Raw genomic sequence first — 16,441 nt, forward strand, 5'->3', positions numbered from 1 at the left:
TAGCAATCTGGTAAGCTCCCGTCGCCGCTGGGAAAGTCCACGCTAAATATCGGGAATTTATCTCGAAATGCACTCTATTGCGCCATGAAAGGCAACGACGTATTCTCCGGCGACCTTTAAATCAGTAACTAAATAAATGCCGCCATATAGCCAGTACATTGCATAAAGCCATCACCATGAACTTGGAAATCCCTACCGCCGACGCTATATGTGAGTGGCTGCTAAGTGCAGGCGCACTGCAACTGGCTGATATACAGCGCGCCGTTCGGCTGGGTGTCGCCCAAGGCATTTGCGAGGATGAAAAACTGCACACGCTGCTGCGTCTCGGCGCCGTCAAGGACGGGCAGATGGCAGCCGCCTACGCGCACCTGCTCGGTGCGCCACGCCTGGCTGACGAAACCGTCGAAGCAGCGCCTGGCGTCACCGAACGGTTCGCCCGTCACCATGGCGTCATCACCCTGAGCGAAACCGCCAGCCACCTGCGCGTGGCGGCTGCCGTGCCGCTTTCTGCCTACGCCCTGTCGGCACTGGGCTATCACGCCGACAAGGCCGTCGAGCCGGTCATCGCCACTGCCGAACAGGTCGCCGGGTTGATCGAGCAGGCCTACGGCGCCGGCCGCTCGGCCATGGGCGCACTGGTCGAGGCGCTGGACGACGATAGCGTCAGCGAAGGCGACATCGAGCACCTCAAGGACATGGCGTCCGAAGCTCCCGTGGTGCGCATGGTCAACCTGATGCTGCAGCATGCCGTCGACCAGCGCGCCTCGGACATCCACGTCGAGCCCTTCGAAAGCCAACTGCAGGTGCGTTACCGGGTCGATGGCGTGCTGCTCGAAGGCGAAGCGCCGCCCAGTGGCTATGCCGCGGCGATCATCTCGCGCCTGAAGATCATGGCCCGCCTGGACATCGCCGAGCGCCGCCTGCCCCAGGATGGCAGGATCATGCTGCGCATGCAGGGCCGCGAGCTCGACCTGCGGGTATCCACCGTGCCCACCAGCTTCGGCGAGTCGGTGGTGATGCGCCTGCTCGACCGGCAGACGGTTCGCTTCGACTTCGCCAGCCTCGGCATCAGTGGCCCGGTCCTGCGCAGCATCGAACAACTGCTGGCACGCCCGCACGGCATCTTCCTGGTCACCGGCCCGACCGGCTCGGGCAAGACCACCACGCTGTACACCGCGCTGTCCGGCCTGAACAGCGCCGAACGCAAGATCATCACCGTCGAGGATCCGGTCGAGTACCAGCTCACCGGCATCAACCAGATCCAGGTCAAACCCTCGATCGGCCTGGGTTTCGCCACCGCCCTGCGCTCGATCGTGCGCCAGGACCCGGACGTGATCATGATCGGCGAAATGCGCGACCTGGAAACCTGCAGCATCGCCATCCAGTCGTCGCTCACCGGCCACCTGGTGCTGTCGTCGCTGCACACCAACAGCGCAGCAGCGAGCATCACCCGCCTGCTCGACATGGGCGTCGAAGGCTACCTGCTGGCCTCGACCCTGCAGGGCATCCTCGCCCAGCGCCTGGTGCGCCGCCTCGACCCGCGCACCCGCATCGCCTTTGAAGCGCCGGCCGAACTGGTCGAGCGCCATCAATTGCAGCGCTACACCGAGCAGCGGCCGATCCTGCTGTACCGCCCCGACGAGCAGAGCCCGGGTGGCGGCTACCATGGCCGCAGTGCGATCACCGAACTGCTGGTGATGGACGACGACCTGCGCAGCCTGCTGATGCGCCAGAGCGATGCCGCCAGCCTCGAAGCCGCAGCGCGTAGCAAAGGCTTGGTCACACTCTATGAGGAAGGCCTGCGCCAGGCCCTGACCGGCGTCACCTCGCTTGAAGAAATATTGCGCGTGACGGGCGGCGACTGACATGCCGGTCTATAGCTACCGCGCGCTGGACAGTGAAGGGCGCAAGCAGCGTGGTGAAGTGCAGGCCGCAGATCAAGCGCTGGCCGCGCGCCAGTTGCATCAGCGCGGCCTGCTCGTGCTCAGCCTCAAGCCAGGCAGCCGCCTGCTGCGTGCCGGCGGCCAGCGCAGTGTGCTGAAGCCTGCAGAGCTGATCAGCTTCACCCAGCAGCTCACCACCCTGATCAGTGCCGGCCAGCCGCTGGACAAGGCCCTGGCCACCCTGTTGAAGAACCTGCGCAAACCGGCGGCAAAGGCCTTGCTCGAACGCGTGCGGGACCAGGTCAAGGCCGGCCAGCCGCTGTCCCTGGCCCTGGAAGAACACCCGGCGACCTTCACCCCGTTCTACACCAGCCTGGTACGTGCCGGTGAAGCCGGCGGCGTACTGGAAATCACCCTGGCGCAGCTGGCCAGCTACCTGGAACGCAGCCACACGCTGCGCGCCGAAGTGCTCAACGCGCTGATCTACCCGGCGTTCCTGGTGATTGGCGTTATTGGCTCGCTGGGCTTGCTGCTGGCCTACGTGGTGCCGCAGTTCATGCCGATCTTCCAGGACCTGGGCGTGCCGATCCCGTGGGTGACCCGGGCGATCCTGGCGTTGGGCGACTTCGTCAACGCCTGGGGCCTGATCAGCCTGGGCACGCTGACTGCAACGTTCTCGCTGCTGCTGGCGGCACGCCGCAACCCAGAACGGCGTGTCGCCCAGGACCGCCGCCTATGGCGCAGCCGCCTGCTCGGCCCGCTGCTGCAAAAACTCGAAACAGCGCGCCTGGCGCGCACCCTCGGCACCCTGCTCAGCAACAGCGTCACCTTGCTCGCCGCACTGACAATCGGTCGCGATGTTAGCGCCAACCACGCGCTGCGCGAACACGTCGGCCAGGTCGCCGAGGCCGTCCGCCAGGGCGATAGCCTGCCCCATGCGCTGTCCGCCGACCCGCTGCTGCCGGACCTTGCACTGCAGATGATCGAGGTCGGCGAACAGTCCGCCAGCCTCGGCGCCATGTTGCTCAAGGTCGCCGATGTCTACGACATCGAGAGCAAGCGCACCATCGACCGCCTGCTGGCGGCCCTGGTGCCGACCCTGACCATCGTCATGGCGGTGCTGGTGGCAGCGATCATGCTCGCCATCATGCTGCCGCTGATGAGCCTCACCAGCACAATCTAGGAAACCGCCCATGCGCTCCCGCTCCCGTTCCACCGCCCGCCAGGCGGGCTTCACCCTGCTCGAAATGCTCGCAGTCATCGTCCTGCTGGGCATCGTCGCGACCATTGTCGTGCGCCAGGTCGGCGGCAACGTCGACAAGGGCAAGTACGGCGCCGGCAAGGCGCAACTGGCCAGCTTGAGCATGAAGGTCGACAGCTACGCGCTGGATGTCGGCGCCCCGCCGGCCAGCCTCGACCAGTTGCTGCACAAGCCGGCCAACGCCAGCCAGTGGGCCGGCCCCTACGCCAAACCGTCCGATCTGCTCGACCCGTTCGGCCATGCCTTCGCCTACCGCTACCCGGGCAAGCACGGCAGCTTCGACCTGATCTTCCTCGGCCAGGACGGCGCCCTCGGTGGCGAAGGCTACAAGGCCGACCTGGGCAACTGGCAGTAAGCATGGGCACGCTGCAGCACCACCAGCGTGGTTTCACGCTGTTCGAACTGTTGCTGGTGATCGTGCTGGTGGGCGTGGCCACATCCATATTGACGGTCGGCGTCGGCCGCGGCCTGCACAGTGCCCAGGAACGCAGTGCGCTGTCGAATATGGTCAGCGCCCTGCGCAGTGCACGCATGCAGGCGATCGGCAGCGGCCAGCCGGTGCGCGCCCGCTTCGACCTGCCGCGGCGCGAGGTAGTGATGGCCGGGCATGCCCCCGCCCGTTGGCCTGAAGATTTCACCGTGCGCCTGAACACTGCCGAAGGCCTGGGCGCCGCATTCGAGTTCTACCCGGATGGCGCTGCCAGCGGTGGCAACATCCAGATTGCCCGTGGCGAGCGGCACTGGCGCATCGATGTCGGCTGGCTGACCGGGCGCGTGATATTGAAGGCCCTGCCATGAACCGTCAGCGCGGCTTTACCCTGCTGGAAATGCTCGCCGCCATTGCCCTGCTGGTAATCGCCGCATCGATCCTGCTCGGCGCCTTTGCCCAGAGCGGGCGCTCGCTGCAACAGGTGGCGCGCGCCGACCGATACAACAGTGCCGCACGCTCGCTGATCGACAACTTCGACCTCGGCACGCTCGAACCCGGCCAGCAGCATGGCCGCTGGCAAGGCCTGCCGTGGACACTGGAGGTGAGCCAGGCCGCAGCTGCGCCAGGGCGCGTCATCCTGTACCGGCTCGACCTTACGCTGGGTGAAGGCCGTCACGCCTCGCGCTACAGCACCTTGCGCGCACGCACCGCAGGGCCCGGGCAATGAAGCGCCAGGCCGGCTTCACGCTGCTGGAAATACTGGTGGTGATCAGCTTGCTGGGCCTGTTGCTGGGTCTGGTCGGCAGCGCCCTGGTGACCTCGACCCGCGCTGTGGGCAAGGCCCAGCGCTACAGCGACAACCTGGATGAGCGCCGCGCTACCCAGCGCTTCCTGCGCCAGTCGTTGAGCCAGGTGCTGCCGCTGACCGGGCGCACGGCCGAAGGCCAGCACACCAGCACCTTCGAAGGCGCTGCCGACAGCGTGCTGTTCTATGCGCCGCTGCCAAGTTCGGTAGGCGGCGGGCTGTACCGCCAGCGCCTGCGGGTGCGCGGCCAGCACCTCGAAGTGCAACTGGCCAGGCTCGATGGCCGTCACTTGCAGGCCTGGGGCGCACCTCAACGGCTGCTCGATGGCGTCGAAGCGCTGAGCCTGCAGTACCGCGGCTACACCCCGCTGGGCAAGGCGACCGGCTGGCTGGCGCAATGGCCCTGGCCAGAGCGGGTGCCGCAAGCGGTACGGGTCGACCTGCGCCTGCACGGCGGCCAGCAGGCCTGGCCCACCTTGCAGGTGAACCTGCTGCTGGACCTGTCCGGCGACGGAGGGCGGCCGTGAAGCGCCAGCGCGGTGCCGCGCTGCTGCTGGCGTTGTGGGTGATCGGGCTGCTGAGCGTGCTGCTCGGTGGCCTGGCCATCGCCGTGCAATTGCAACAGCGCCAGGCCCTCTGGCAAGGCCGGCAGGCACAGGCAGCGCTGGCCGCCCAGGCCGGCCTGGAGCTGGCCGTGACCAACCTGCTGAGCCGCGATACCCAGCGCTGGCAGCCCGATGGCCAGCTGCATGTCGAGCACTTCGCCGGCAGCACCCTGCGTATCAGGGTAACCAGCGAACGAGGCAAGCTCGACCTCAACGCGGCCCCGGTCGCATCGCTCGAACGGCTGCTGCGTGCCTCTAGCGCCAGCAGCGGGCGAGCCAAAACCATCACCCACGCTTTAAGGACGAGGCGCAACAAGGTACCTCTGCGAATGCTCGAAGAATTTCGCCAACTGCCAGCCATGGACTATTCGCTGTACGCGCGCGTGCTGCCGTCGATAACCGTGTGGTCCGGCAGCGCCGTGCCCGACCCGAACCTGGTCGAGCCGCACCTGGCCCACGCCCTCGGCCTGCGCCCGGGCAACGGCCAGGTCGCCGACGCCGGGCAGATCCTCAGCGTCCACAGCGAGGCGACCCTGGCGGGTGGCTTCGCCGCGCACGTGCAGGCCACCTTTGTCCTGCTGCCGGGTTACGCTGGCGGCAAACCCTATCGCGTGTTGCGGTGGCAGGAATGACCCCGCTGGCAAATCGCTGCTCGGCAGCGCTTTCCGGTTACCGGCAGGCCTGCGCCGCAGGTTGGCGGCAGAGCCTTGTCAGGCACTGGCTGCTGGCCTGGCGCACGGAGCTGACCGGGCTGTTGCCGGCCGCCGTGGCCGAACGCCTCGGCCAGCGCGCTGCGCCGCAGCGGGTGAGCTGGCCGTTGCCTGCCGACCTTCAACCTGGCTATCCCGCCGTGCTCGTGCTCGATGCCCGGCAAGTGCTGGCGCAGCGCATCAACCTGCCGCTGGCCGCCACGCGCAACCTGCGGGAAGTGCTGTCCTACGAAATCGACAAGTACACCCCCTATCCCCCCGAGCAGGTGTACTTCATCGCCCGCGTGGTGCGCCAGCAGCCAGCGAACGCCGAGGTCGAGCTGGTGGCCATCGCCCGCCAGCGCCTCGATGCCCTGCTCGTGGCGTGCCGTGAACGCAGCCTCCCGCTGCTGGCCATCGACGTTCAAGGCACCGATGGCCAGCGCCTGGGCATAGACCTGCTGCCGGCCGGCAGCGATACCGGCCTGGCCCGCCCGTCCCGCCTCGACCAAGGCTTGTGGCTGGGCCTGGCAGCCGGCTGCCTGCTCCTGGCCGGCGTATTCGTCGATCAGCGCCAAGCGTTGGTGGCGGCCATGCAGCAGCAGGTCGCCAGCCAACGCGAGGCCGTGCAGCACATCGAACAGCTGCGCCAGGCCCTCGACAGCAGCGTCGGCGCCGCCACGTACCTGGCCAACCGCAAAGCCGCGCAGCCCACCGTGACGGCGCTACTGGCAGACCTCAGCGCCTGCCTGGGCGATGAAACCTGGGTCGAGCAACTGGAAGTTCACGCGGCCGGCGAGGTGACGTTCTCCGGCCAGAGCGCGCGCAGCAGCGCCATGATCGCCCAGCTCAAGGCCTGCAAGACCCTGGAACATGCCCAGTTCCAAGGGGTGATCCTGCCGGACAAGGCCACTGGCCAGGAGCGCTTTTCGATCAGTGCCCAGCTCAAGCGGGAGGTGCCCCATGCGCCCGCTCAATCCTAGGGAACGCAAGATCATCGCGCTGGGCGTGCTCGGCCTGCTGCTCTGGGCCGGCTGGTACCTGTTCGTCGACAGCCTGTTGCTGGCCCCGCTGCGCGATCTCGACGAGCAGGCGCAGACCTTGCGTGAACAGGAGCGCCGCTATGCCAGCCTGATGCTTGAGCAGCCGCAGCTGGAAGCGCGCCTGAAACAGGCCCGCAACGACCCGGCGCAGCGCAACAGCCTGCTACCCGGTGACGACCCCAATGCCGTGGCGGCCGACCTCATGCAATACGCCGTCGAGCAAGTGCGCCGCCAGGCCTCGACCGGCGCCGGCTGCGAGGTGACCCAGCGCATGCCGATCGCCCCCGCCGAAAGCGCTGAGACCCAGGCCGAGCCGTACCGGCCAGTCAAGGTCAGCCTGACCCTGGCCTGCGCCATCGAACCGCTGAGCGCACTGCTGCGTGCCCTGGAATACGGCCAGCCAAGCCTATTCATCGAGCAGTTGAGCATCCGCCGCAGTAGCAGCGCCCCGGCACAGGGCCCAGCCGGGCGCCTGGAAGTGCACCTGCTGATTCGCGGCTACCTGCAGGCCGCCAGCCAAGGAGGCCAGCCATGAAGGCACAGACCCTGCGCCTGGCACTGCTGACCGCCAACGTCACGCTGCTGGCGGGTGCTGCCTGGCTGTTCGCATCGCCCGCCCAGCCGCACTGGCTGGAACCCCAGGCACGTGCGAGCAACGCAGCTGCCAAGCCGCCTGTGCATCTGGTCGAACCCGCCAAGGCACAGCTGGCAGCCGTGTGGCAGCACCCGCTGTTCAGCCCAGGCCGTCAGCCGGATGCCCATGGCCCGCTGGCACAAGCCGCCGCCCTGGCCGGGATGACCTTGAGCGGCGTGCTGCTGGACGGCGACAGGCGCTTCGCCTACCTGCGCGAAGGCCGCAAGCCGGCAACCAAGGTTGCCCTGGGCAGCACCCTCGCCAGTGGCTGGACCCTCAGCCAGCTCGGCGCCACCCGCGCCACCTTCACCCGCGCCGGGCAAAGTCACACGCTCAGCATGCCGTTGCTGCGCCTGCCACCGCCCTCCACCGCTCCCGCCATCACACTTCCGCCTGCGACGACACCATGACCATGCCGCTTTTCCCCCGTTCCCCCCTCCTTGCACTGCGGGCGCCCTTGTTGGGCCTGGGTGTCGCCGTCACCCTCGCCGGCTGCGCCCTGCCCCGGCAAGACCTGCACGGCGACCCGGCGCTGCTGGAGCAAGCACTCGACGGTGCCGGTGCCCCAGCCCCAGCGAGCCAAGCGGACGATACGCCGCGTGCGCCAGCGGCGAGCGCCGCGCCTACTCGGCAAATCATCCAGGGCAACCAGCGCTTCACCCGCCCCGCCAGCCGGCCGGCAGCCCCCGCCGCCAGCGACCAGGGCGATATCGTCTTCAACTTCACCGACCAGCCGATCGAGGCGGTGATCAACAGCGTGATGGGCGACCTGCTGCACGAGAACTACAGCATCAGCCAGGGCGTGAAAGGCAGCGTCAGCTTCTCCACCTCGAAACCGGTGAACAAGAAGCAGGCGCTGTCGATTCTGGAAACCCTGCTGTCCTGGACCGACAACGCCATGATCCGCCAGGGCAACCGCTACGTGATCCTCCCCGCGGACAAGGCCGTCGCCGGCAAGCTGGTCCCGGAAGTCGCCGTGGCGCAGCCCCCCGGCGGCCTGGCTGCGCGCTTGTACAACCTGCGTTACATCGGCGCCGGCGAAATGCAGAAGTTGCTGCAACCGTTCGTGCGTGACAATGCCTTCCTGCTGGTGGACCCGGCGCGCAACGTAATCAGCCTGGCCGGCACCCCGGAGGAACTGGCCAACTACCAGGACACCATCGACACCTTCGACGTCGACTGGCTCAAGGGCATGTCGATCGGCGTATACGGCCTGCAACGTGCCTCGGTGGCCGAACTGATGCCGCAGCTGCAGAAGCTGTTCGGCCCGGACAGCGGCATGCCGTTATCGGACATGGTCAAGTTCATGCCCAACGAACGCACCAACTCGATCGTCGCCATTTCGTCCCAGCCGCAATACCTGCAGGAGGTAGGCGACTGGATCCGCACCATCGATGAAGGTGGCGGCAACGAGCCTCAATTGTTCGTCTATGACGTGCGCAACATGAAGGCCGCCGACTTGGCGCGCTACCTGCGCCAGATCTACGGCTCGGGCAAGGTCAGCGACGACACGCCGGCCAAGGTCGCACCGGGGCTCAAGACCACCAGCCTGACCTCACTGAACGGCACCGCCAGCCAAGGCCTGAACGGCAGCGGCATGACCGCCCAGGCGAACAAGGCCGACGATGAGCAGAGCGAAGCCTACGACGAACCGTCGGAACAAGGCAGCGACAGCGAAATGGGTAGCGCAGCGACTGAAGCGGGCGACGGCAGTGCCAAGAGCCTGGAAGAGTCCGTGCGCATCACCGCGCAGAAGAGCAGCAACCAGTTGCTGGTTCGCACTCGGCCGGCGCAATGGAAGGAAATCGAAGCCGCGATCAAACGCCTCGACAGCCCACCGCTGCAGGTGCAGATCGAAACCCGCATTCTCGAAGTCAAGCTCACCGGTGACCTCGATCAGGGGGTGCAGTGGTACCTGGGCCGCCTGGCGGGCAACTCCTCCAGCACCACCGTGGCCAACGAAAGCGGCAGCCAAGGGGCGCTGGGCGCCGGTGGCGTGGCGCTGGGCAGCAGTTCGATGTTCTACTCGTTCGTCAGCAACAACCTGCAGGTCGCCCTGCGCGCCCTGGAAACCCGTGGCCTGACCCAGGTGCTGTCGGCGCCGTCGCTGGTGGTGCTGAACAACCAGCAGGCGCAGATCCAGGTTGGTGACAACATCCCGATCAGCCAGACCACGGTCAATACCAGCAACTCCGATACCACCCTGAGCAGCGTCGAATACGTGCAGACCGGGGTCATTCTCGATGTGGTGCCGCGCATAAACCCCGGTGGCCTGGTGTACATGGACATCCAGCAGCAGGTCAGCGACGCCGATGACAGCGCAGTAACCACCACCCAGCCCAACCCCCGCATCTCCAGCCGCGCGGTGTCGACCCAGGTGGCGGTGCAAAGCGGCCAGACGGTGCTGCTTGGCGGCCTGATCAAACAGGACAACACTCAGTCGGACACCCGCGTGCCGGGGCTGTCGCGCATTCCCGGGCTGGGTTGGCTGTTTGGCAGTAGCTCCAAGAGCCGCGACCGGACCGAGCTGATCGTATTGATCACGCCCAAGGTAGTGAACAATCCGGAGCAGGCGCGCCAAGTCACGTCGGATTACCGTCAACAGATGCAGTTGCTGCAAAGCCAATTGAAAAGATAATGACCTGTTCGATAACAAGGGCGCTGATTCCCTTCAAAGCAATACAAAGAGCTAACCCGTAGGCATACAATCATGAAGGTGGTGATTATCGAGGCCTAATTCAGTAAAGGATCTTTTCATGAGGTACTTCGATGCTGGAGACGGACTCGATGAAACCATCATCACGCTGCCCTCTCAGTTAAGGGGCGGAATCGGTTCAACGTTTGTGACGAACCAGCCGTTAGCAGGGGTGAGAGGTGTAATAGGGTTAGAAGCGTTTCGAGAACTAACCCAAACAGCGTGAACAAAAGCTAGGCTTCTTGAACATTCCGATTTTTCTGGTTCAGCCCGGCGATATGAAGAGCTGGTACTCAGACCGAGCCTCTACCGTATCTATGGCCTGGATTGCCCAAAAAAATACTTACGCCCAGATGCTCTCAGATAAACTCAATGATTATAGGGGCATTCAGCGCTACGCACCTAGATCATCTTGGCACATCAACGGCGTCAGAGATGGGCTTAGGCAATACCCACACATGCATCATTCATCACCACCTAATTATTCAGTGAAGATGACTTGGCAGCAGCCAAGATAGCACCATGAATGATGCATACACCGTGTTTAACGGCTTGCTGAGCATTAATAGAATTAGATCGATCATCTTTTAACGGCAATGCGTGAAGTATACCAACTATACATTTAGCCAGCGTCTCCAGGAGCGAGGGCGGCAAGTTTCGGCACTGTGAATTCCGCAGAATAAGCTGTCGTAAACAGCGGATATAACCCGCTTGGAGCTCTTCAATACGCTGCCTTTGGGGCTCAGAAAGGTTGGGAGCCTCGCGTTCCAGGAGAGCAAGACTCTGCCATTCAGTCATGCGAATCGATATATAAGTCTCAACAAATTTACTAAGCTGCGCATCAAATGTTTTCTGCTGAGAAATTTGATAAGAGGATTCTGTAACCAAATCATCCAGAGCCTCTTCAATTATTTCAAACAGAAGATCCTGCTTACTACGTATATGGCTATACAGAGATCCCGCATGAATACCCAGCTGACTTGCCAGATCACGCATGCTCGTTGATTGAAACCCATTCGCACTGAATAAATCCAGGGCTACCCGCCGTAGACGCTCTTGCATTGAAGGCAATTGCTCAATAGTTCCCATAAGATCGGGACCTCAACTTCAGACATATTCGAATGAATATATCTAGTCTTTCTTAGCTCGACCACGCAACTGGCGTTAACCGTCAAGCAGTTATGCTGCTCATCCTGCTCTTCGGCAACAAACAGGGCACGGATGGGCCGGGCTGCGGCTTCACCTTGCAATGCGGCGAAACCCAGTTCCGTGACAATGACAACCTTTCAAGAGGGCTAAGTATGCGGGAAGCTATAGAGATCATATCTATCCACCCTTTTCTGATGAGCCGTGTTCGGTGAGCCTCGATCACCGATGACCTTAGTTAACTACTACCGAGCACAGAAGTCAACATGTGATCATACCTATTTTAAATCTCATGACTATGATGGTATGCTCTGTGTTGGAGGCGTTTAGGCGTCATCAGATCACAATTCTATGAGGATTCATCATGACTGAGATTCAGCGCTACGATTTCGATACCCGCATCCACCATGCCGTCAAGCACAATGGCGTTGTCTACCTTACTGGACAGGTAGGTACACCTGGCGAATCGGCCACCGCGCAGACCCTTGAGGTCCTGAAAAAGATCGACACGCTGCTTGCTCAGGCTGGCACAGATAAGTCCAAGATCTTGAACGCAATACTCTGGTTGGATGATCTGCGGGATTTTGATGAAGTGAACAAAGTTTGGGATGCCTGGCTGGATAAAGAAAATGCACCCGCGCGATCGACCGGACAAGCTCGCATGGCCAAGTCTGGAATGCTCGTAGAAATCATCATTACTGCAGCAGCGTGAAAACCCGCCTCAAAAAAAGAGCGCCCTAAGGCGCTCTTTTTGATACAGATCACGTGTAGCTAGATGACTGCTTTTTCCAAAAACGGCTCGTTGCGCGTAATACGACTATAACCCAAAGGCGAAAGATCCAGCGTTTTGAAGCGACCGTAGATAAGCAACTCGCTCAGCGCTCTGCCCACTGCAGGAGATTGCTGGAGTCCGTGACCACTGAAGCCGTTTGCAAAGTAAAAATTTTTCACTTCATCGTGCGGGCCTACAATCGCATTGTGATCCAGGGTATTGTAGTCGTAATGTCCGGCCCAACAGTTTTCTTGACGAATAGCTTCGAACTGAGGGATTCGGTGCGCCATGTTAGGCCAAATTTGCTCTTCAAACTCATTGTATGCAACATCATGATCTGTCGGTGAGACAGCAACATCCGGATCAGGCACCCCACCCGAAAGGAACATTGCTCCTTCAGGTCGGCAGAATACACCCGACGGGTCGATGACATTAGGCATCTTCTGGGCAATTGGCGTAGGGCACGAGAAGATAAAAATGCTACGTCGACGCGGTTCAACAGGAATTGACAACCCCGCCCAGCTTGCCACCGAAGGCCCAAAACTACCAGCTGCGTTGACAACGGCACCGCACTCGATGATCTCACCAGTTTTCAGCTGCACACCTTCAATTCGGTTGCCATTACGAATCAAGCCCACAGCTTCGTTGTTAACATACTCCATACCCAAAGAGCGCGCGCGACGGCGGAAGCCTTGAAGAAGGCCATAACTGTCAAACCATCCTTCGCCTGTACGACCCCAGCTACCGCCAGCCAAGTCATCCACATTAATAAACGGGAAACGCTCTTTGATTTCGGCCGGGTTCAGAAGCACAGTATCAGCGCCATTCTCTTGCTGAACTTGTGTGTTCTCCCGTATGACATCAAGCCCAGCCTCTGTTGCCAGGAACAAATAGCCGTTCTCGTGAAAACCGATGTCGGGAGCTTCGCCATCTACTTCAACGTTGCTATGAAAATCCCGAATGAATTCAACCCCAAACTGTGAAATTTTCACGTTAATCGGATTCGAATACTGCTGACGGATAGCACTGGTTGAAAGAGTAGTGGCACAAAACTGATACTGAGAATCCTTTTCAATAACCAGCACTGAACCTTTGAAATCAGGGTTCATCGCCAGCCAGTATGCGGTTGAGCTCCCACTCACTGCACCACCAATGATTACCACATCATAATGATTTTGCCGGGGCTGTGCCGAGAGCGGGCCAAGTGTTGAAATTCTCATGGGAAACTCACTTATCCTCAAAATGGCCAGCGGCTACGAACGCGCCGCCCTGGTAGGAGATGACTGTATCATCGTATGGTGGTTTAGTGACACTGGACTCAAGGTTTGGACGAAAATCCTCAGCATTATCCTTAGGCTTATAACCCAAATAGCCGACCTTACTATTATCCCAAAAGCTTTGATCATTATTAGAACAGCCGAAGACTATAGTGTGATCGACCTTCGGAACGATCAAGCAACGCTCAATCAGATGCTTCAGGTCGTTGTAGCTGAGCCAAGTGGACAGCATTCGCCAATCACTCGGTTCGGGGAAGCTGGAGCCAATTCGAATGGTTACACTCTCAATACCAAATTTGTCAAAGTAGTACTGAGCAAGCCCCTCGCCAAAGACTTTAGAGACTCCGTAAAGGCTGTCGGGGCGAGTAACACAGTCGGTCTGAAGGACATCGGTGCGCTTATGGTAACCAACGGCATGTACTGAGCTGCCCCAGATAATACGCTTGACGTTATTTAAGCGCGCAGCTTCATAGATGTTATACATGCCTCGAATGTTGCCCTGAAGGATACTTTCAAAGGTGTTTTCCTTCGAGATCCCCCCCATGTGGATGATCGCATCCACATCCCGAGTGGCCTCAAGCACCTTGGAGAAATCAGCGAGATCTAGAGTTGCCATCTCTTCACTCGGGTCTGCCAGCTCGATAGGACGAAGATGGCTGAGCCTTAGATGATTGCAGCGCTCCCGCAGAAATGGCCGCAGCTGGGTACCCAGCCCGCCAGCAGCCCCGGTCAACAGGATTCGATTGCACAAGATGGCCATACCAGGTCTCTCCATTGCTTATAGGTATCCCCAGAAGGGGCGCGACGCTCGCCTTGGTCAGGCCGACGTGTGCGTGTCGCGTTCACTAGTGAACATATGACATAGCAAGTGATTCGTCAATAAGGTAATATCACTAATTCGTGATCAGATCTGTAGATCTACGTGAAGCTGGTGAATGGGCTTGGTATGACGCCCCCCCCCCGCAAGCGACCAGCCCACTTCTGCGGGCTGAGCGCCTGGCCTGGGGCTGAAAAAAATGTGCGTGGCGCTCTCCAGCGCATGCACTTAACTCAGAGGTCAACGCGTGAAACGTCCGATGACAGTAATAATTGGTGGAACCTCACTTTTGGGTAAAGCGCTCAGCCTCAGATTTGCTGAAAGCCAAGGCACAGTGGTCGTAGCTAGCGAGGACGTTGAGGCGGGATTGAAACTGGCTGATCGTATCTCTGCTCGTGGCGGAAAAGGTGTGCATGTTCACTATGAACCCACAGAGGACTCCATAAGGTCTTTGATAGAAAGGTGCAAGGAGCTCGGCGGCTTACCCGATTCAGTCGTGACATGCCCAGCAGCCGATCACAAGACGCCATCTAAAAACCCGCTGGATGAGGCACTGAGGCCTTGGGCAATATGCTACGAAAGCTCTGCACTGGCCAGCCGCGCACTGGCGGAAGAAATGAAATACGTGGGAAGAGGCTCGATACTCAATTTAGGGTCTTTGGAAACCCTAATGCCCCAGCCCTTCACTGCCAATGACAAAAGCCAAAGCATTTTTTCACTTAGTCAGATGCTAGCTATCGATTTTGGACAGTTTGGCATCAGGGTGAACAGTATCGCTCCAGGATGCGCACTGCCCGAAATGCTAAAAAGCCAGCTAGAGCAGGCCTGGATGAGTCCCAAATGCCACTTGATGTCACCCCCATTGCGCGCAGTGGTAAAACCTGAACATGTTGCAGAAGCAGCTTTTTTCTTATGCTCTGAAAAAGCCATGACCATTACAGGAGTGATGCTACCTGTCGATGCCGGGTGGCTGCTGCAGATCGCTCAGACCGCCCAGGTTGCCGTCGCTAAATAAAAAAGGCAGCACCCGAGGGTGCTGCCAAACAATCAGCGGCCGGGATCATCAGAACATAGGACTACCTGCCTGTAGTCGCTGTTCTTAGAAAGTCCTTCTTCAGATCACTACCTAGTGCCCTTGCCGGTGATTCAAACCAGGGACGCAACCATTTTCGCCAGACGGTCGCAAGCGCCGGTCAGCTCCTCATCGGAAGCCGCGATGGAGAGACGAATAAAGCCGGGAGAGGCAAATGCTTCGCCAGGAACGCTGGAAAGACCAAAGCTCTCCAGCAAGTAACCTGCAACTGCGCTATCAGTGTTAAGAAGATCGCCCGCCGGGGTTCGACGGCCAATCAATTTTGAAACACCAATAAACGCGTAGAAAGCTCCCGCAGGCGCAACAAATTCCAATTCAGGAATATTAGCCAGACCCTTGGTGACAATTTGAGACCTGTGCTTGAACTTTGCAGCAGCAGCGTCAACAAATGATTGATCACCATTGAGTGCCGCTACCGCTGCCGCCTGCGCGACTCCGCAAACAGAGGTAACGCTCTGGGATTGCATCTTGTTGAGGCTCGAGATAAGTCCCTTTGGCCCTGCAGCATAACCTACGCGCCACCCGGTCATTGCATAGGCTTTAGACACCCCGTTAACGATGAGCGTACGATCACGCAAACCTGGACAAGCCTCACCAAACGAGACGAACGGCTGCGCACCTAGAATGATGTGCTCGTAGATCTCATCAGAAAGTACAAGCACATTAGGGTGGTCGACGAGCACATCCCCCAGGGCTTGGTACTCTTCACGTGAATAAATTGCGCCCGTTGGATTGGATGGCGAATTGAACATCACCCAGCGCGTACGCGATGTCAGTGCACCACTCAAAATTTCAGGGGTGATTTTGAATCCGGCCTCGGAGCTGCACTGGATGTAAATGGGCTTGCCACCATTGAGCGCTACAATGTCCCCGTAAGAGACCCAGCACGGGGCAGGAATGATGACTTCATCCCCTGGCTCAAGCGTTGCCAAGAAAGCATCAAACAAAATTTGTTTGGCACCGTTAGCAATCGTAATTTCGTCCAGCCCATAGATAAGATTGTTGTCGCGCTTGAACTTCTCGGCTATGGCCTTACGGATTTCCTCCGTCCCAGCTGAAGCACCGTAACGAATTCGACCTTCACGAACAGCGGCGGATGCTGCCTCACCGACATGTTGAGGGGGCTCAAAGTCAGGTTCGCCCAGGGAAAGGTCGATAATGTCGCGCCCTTGCGCTCGAAGAGCTTTTGCCGCCATCGCGATTGCCATGCTAGGGGATGCCTTAATACCGGCGGCCTTACGGTTCTCGTAATTCATCAAAAATCACTCCACGTTCAACCAATACCGGAGGC

The 16,441-nt window shown here is 60.4% G+C and carries 17 protein-coding genes; 13 read left to right on the forward strand and 4 right to left on the reverse strand.

Annotated features, from left to right (window positions below):
* Nucleotides 1-176 precede the first annotated feature (176 nt).
* Genes gspE through gspD form a run of 11 tightly spaced genes read left to right on the forward strand, consistent with a single transcriptional unit; the run spans nucleotide 177 to nucleotide 9,988 of the window.
* Nucleotides 177-1,865, forward strand: a complete 1,689-nt coding sequence (gspE, locus tag ACFY9W_RS09375; RefSeq protein ID WP_391128817.1) for a type II secretion system ATPase GspE — start codon at nucleotides 177-179, stop codon at nucleotides 1,863-1,865.
* Nucleotide 1,866: 1 nt separating this feature from the next.
* Nucleotides 1,867-3,066: a type II secretion system F family protein gene (locus ACFY9W_RS09380; RefSeq protein WP_391128819.1), complete on the forward strand. Its 1,200-nt coding sequence runs from the start codon at nucleotides 1,867-1,869 to the stop codon at nucleotides 3,064-3,066.
* A gap of 10 nt (nucleotides 3,067-3,076) precedes the next feature.
* Nucleotides 3,077-3,499: a type II secretion system major pseudopilin GspG gene (gene gspG, locus ACFY9W_RS09385; protein ID WP_391128822.1), complete on the forward strand. Its 423-nt coding sequence runs from the start codon at nucleotides 3,077-3,079 to the stop codon at nucleotides 3,497-3,499.
* 2 nt (nucleotides 3,500-3,501) lie between these two features.
* Nucleotides 3,502-3,942: a GspH/FimT family pseudopilin gene (locus ACFY9W_RS09390; RefSeq protein WP_391128825.1), complete on the forward strand. Its 441-nt coding sequence runs from the start codon at nucleotides 3,502-3,504 to the stop codon at nucleotides 3,940-3,942.
* Nucleotides 3,939-4,301, forward strand: coding sequence for a prepilin-type N-terminal cleavage/methylation domain-containing protein (locus ACFY9W_RS09395; protein ID WP_391128828.1), 363 nt, complete (start codon nucleotides 3,939-3,941; stop codon nucleotides 4,299-4,301). The genes ACFY9W_RS09390 and ACFY9W_RS09395 overlap by 4 nt, the downstream gene beginning before the upstream one ends.
* On the forward strand, nucleotides 4,298-4,906 hold the full coding sequence (locus ACFY9W_RS09400; protein ID WP_391128831.1) for a type II secretion system protein GspJ: 609 nt from the start codon (nucleotides 4,298-4,300) through the stop codon (nucleotides 4,904-4,906). The genes ACFY9W_RS09395 and ACFY9W_RS09400 overlap by 4 nt, the downstream gene beginning before the upstream one ends.
* Nucleotides 4,903-5,616 carry a type II secretion system minor pseudopilin GspK gene (locus tag ACFY9W_RS09405; RefSeq protein WP_391128833.1) on the forward strand — a complete coding sequence of 238 codons (714 nt, stop codon included), beginning with the start codon at nucleotides 4,903-4,905 and terminating at the stop codon, nucleotides 5,614-5,616. Before ACFY9W_RS09400 ends, ACFY9W_RS09405 begins: the two co-directional genes overlap by 4 nt.
* The gene (locus ACFY9W_RS09410) at nucleotides 5,613-6,656 is read left to right on the forward strand and encodes a PilN domain-containing protein (protein WP_391128836.1); all 1,044 of its coding nucleotides are present in this window, start codon (nucleotides 5,613-5,615) and stop codon (nucleotides 6,654-6,656) included. Before ACFY9W_RS09405 ends, ACFY9W_RS09410 begins: the two co-directional genes overlap by 4 nt.
* On the forward strand, nucleotides 6,637-7,251 hold the full coding sequence (gene gspM / locus ACFY9W_RS09415) for a type II secretion system protein GspM (protein ID WP_391128839.1): 615 nt from the start codon (nucleotides 6,637-6,639) through the stop codon (nucleotides 7,249-7,251). The genes ACFY9W_RS09410 and gspM overlap by 20 nt, the downstream gene beginning before the upstream one ends.
* A complete protein-coding gene (locus ACFY9W_RS09420) occupies nucleotides 7,248-7,760 on the forward strand; it encodes a hypothetical protein (RefSeq protein ID WP_391128841.1) in 513 nt (170 codons plus the stop codon). Before gspM ends, ACFY9W_RS09420 begins: the two co-directional genes overlap by 4 nt.
* Nucleotides 7,757-9,988: a type II secretion system secretin GspD gene (gspD, locus tag ACFY9W_RS09425; protein ID WP_391128843.1), complete on the forward strand. Its 2,232-nt coding sequence runs from the start codon at nucleotides 7,757-7,759 to the stop codon at nucleotides 9,986-9,988. Before ACFY9W_RS09420 ends, gspD begins: the two co-directional genes overlap by 4 nt.
* 534 nt (nucleotides 9,989-10,522) lie before the next feature.
* Here gspD and ACFY9W_RS09430 read toward each other — a convergent pair.
* Nucleotides 10,523-11,134 (reverse strand): TetR family transcriptional regulator, encoded by a 612-nt coding sequence (locus tag ACFY9W_RS09430; protein ID WP_391128846.1) that lies wholly within the window; start codon nucleotides 11,132-11,134, stop codon nucleotides 10,523-10,525.
* 421 nt (nucleotides 11,135-11,555) lie between these two features.
* Here ACFY9W_RS09430 and ACFY9W_RS09435 point away from each other — a divergent pair, with 421 nt between their 5' ends.
* On the forward strand, nucleotides 11,556-11,903 hold the full coding sequence (locus tag ACFY9W_RS09435) for a Rid family hydrolase (RefSeq protein ID WP_391128849.1): 348 nt from the start codon (nucleotides 11,556-11,558) through the stop codon (nucleotides 11,901-11,903).
* 59 nt (nucleotides 11,904-11,962) lie between these two features.
* On the opposite strand, the gene ACFY9W_RS09440 is transcribed toward ACFY9W_RS09435, so the two are convergent.
* Nucleotides 11,963-13,183 (reverse strand): FAD-dependent oxidoreductase, encoded by a 1,221-nt coding sequence (locus ACFY9W_RS09440; protein WP_391128851.1) that lies wholly within the window; start codon nucleotides 13,181-13,183, stop codon nucleotides 11,963-11,965.
* A 7-nt stretch (nucleotides 13,184-13,190) separates the two neighbouring features.
* Nucleotides 13,191-14,000 (reverse strand): NAD-dependent epimerase/dehydratase family protein, encoded by an 810-nt coding sequence (locus ACFY9W_RS09445; RefSeq protein ID WP_391128854.1) that lies wholly within the window; start codon nucleotides 13,998-14,000, stop codon nucleotides 13,191-13,193.
* A 304-nt stretch (nucleotides 14,001-14,304) separates the two neighbouring features.
* Between ACFY9W_RS09445 and ACFY9W_RS09450 the strand changes: the two genes are divergently transcribed.
* Nucleotides 14,305-15,072 (forward strand): SDR family oxidoreductase, encoded by a 768-nt coding sequence (locus tag ACFY9W_RS09450; protein WP_391128857.1) that lies wholly within the window; start codon nucleotides 14,305-14,307, stop codon nucleotides 15,070-15,072.
* Between the two features lie 131 nt (nucleotides 15,073-15,203).
* On the opposite strand, the gene ACFY9W_RS09455 is transcribed toward ACFY9W_RS09450, so the two are convergent.
* On the reverse strand, nucleotides 15,204-16,406 hold the full coding sequence (locus ACFY9W_RS09455) for an aminotransferase class I/II-fold pyridoxal phosphate-dependent enzyme (RefSeq protein WP_391128860.1): 1,203 nt from the start codon (nucleotides 16,404-16,406) through the stop codon (nucleotides 15,204-15,206).
* Nucleotides 16,407-16,441 lie beyond the last annotated feature (35 nt).

The sequence above is a fragment of the Pseudomonas sp. NPDC008258 genome, assembly GCF_042956345.1.
Classification (GTDB): domain Bacteria; phylum Pseudomonadota; class Gammaproteobacteria; order Pseudomonadales; family Pseudomonadaceae; genus Aquipseudomonas.

What these genes read in the sequence shown, in the direction of transcription:
- gspE (WP_391128817.1), top strand. Translation starts at nt 177, where the DNA reads ATGAACTTGGAAATCCCTACCGCCGACGCTATATGTGAGTGGCTGCTA.
- ACFY9W_RS09380 (WP_391128819.1), top strand. Translation starts at nt 1,867, where the DNA reads ATGCCGGTCTATAGCTACCGCGCGCTGGACAGTGAAGGGCGCAAGCAG.
- gspG (WP_391128822.1), top strand. Translation starts at nt 3,077, where the DNA reads ATGCGCTCCCGCTCCCGTTCCACCGCCCGCCAGGCGGGCTTCACCCTG.
- ACFY9W_RS09390 (WP_391128825.1), top strand. Translation starts at nt 3,502, where the DNA reads ATGGGCACGCTGCAGCACCACCAGCGTGGTTTCACGCTGTTCGAACTG.
- ACFY9W_RS09395 (WP_391128828.1), top strand. Translation starts at nt 3,939, where the DNA reads ATGAACCGTCAGCGCGGCTTTACCCTGCTGGAAATGCTCGCCGCCATT.
- ACFY9W_RS09400 (WP_391128831.1), top strand. Translation starts at nt 4,298, where the DNA reads ATGAAGCGCCAGGCCGGCTTCACGCTGCTGGAAATACTGGTGGTGATC.
- ACFY9W_RS09410 (WP_391128836.1), top strand. Translation starts at nt 5,613, where the DNA reads ATGACCCCGCTGGCAAATCGCTGCTCGGCAGCGCTTTCCGGTTACCGG.
- gspM (WP_391128839.1), top strand. Translation starts at nt 6,637, where the DNA reads ATGCGCCCGCTCAATCCTAGGGAACGCAAGATCATCGCGCTGGGCGTG.
- ACFY9W_RS09420 (WP_391128841.1), top strand. Translation starts at nt 7,248, where the DNA reads ATGAAGGCACAGACCCTGCGCCTGGCACTGCTGACCGCCAACGTCACG.
- gspD (WP_391128843.1), top strand. Translation starts at nt 7,757, where the DNA reads ATGACCATGCCGCTTTTCCCCCGTTCCCCCCTCCTTGCACTGCGGGCG.
- ACFY9W_RS09430 (WP_391128846.1), bottom strand. Translation starts at nt 11,134, where the DNA reads ATGGGAACTATTGAGCAATTGCCTTCAATGCAAGAGCGTCTACGGCGG.
- ACFY9W_RS09435 (WP_391128849.1), top strand. Translation starts at nt 11,556, where the DNA reads ATGACTGAGATTCAGCGCTACGATTTCGATACCCGCATCCACCATGCC.
- ACFY9W_RS09440 (WP_391128851.1), bottom strand. Translation starts at nt 13,183, where the DNA reads ATGAGAATTTCAACACTTGGCCCGCTCTCGGCACAGCCCCGGCAAAAT.
- ACFY9W_RS09445 (WP_391128854.1), bottom strand. Translation starts at nt 14,000, where the DNA reads ATGGCCATCTTGTGCAATCGAATCCTGTTGACCGGGGCTGCTGGCGGG.
- ACFY9W_RS09455 (WP_391128860.1), bottom strand. Translation starts at nt 16,406, where the DNA reads ATGAATTACGAGAACCGTAAGGCCGCCGGTATTAAGGCATCCCCTAGC.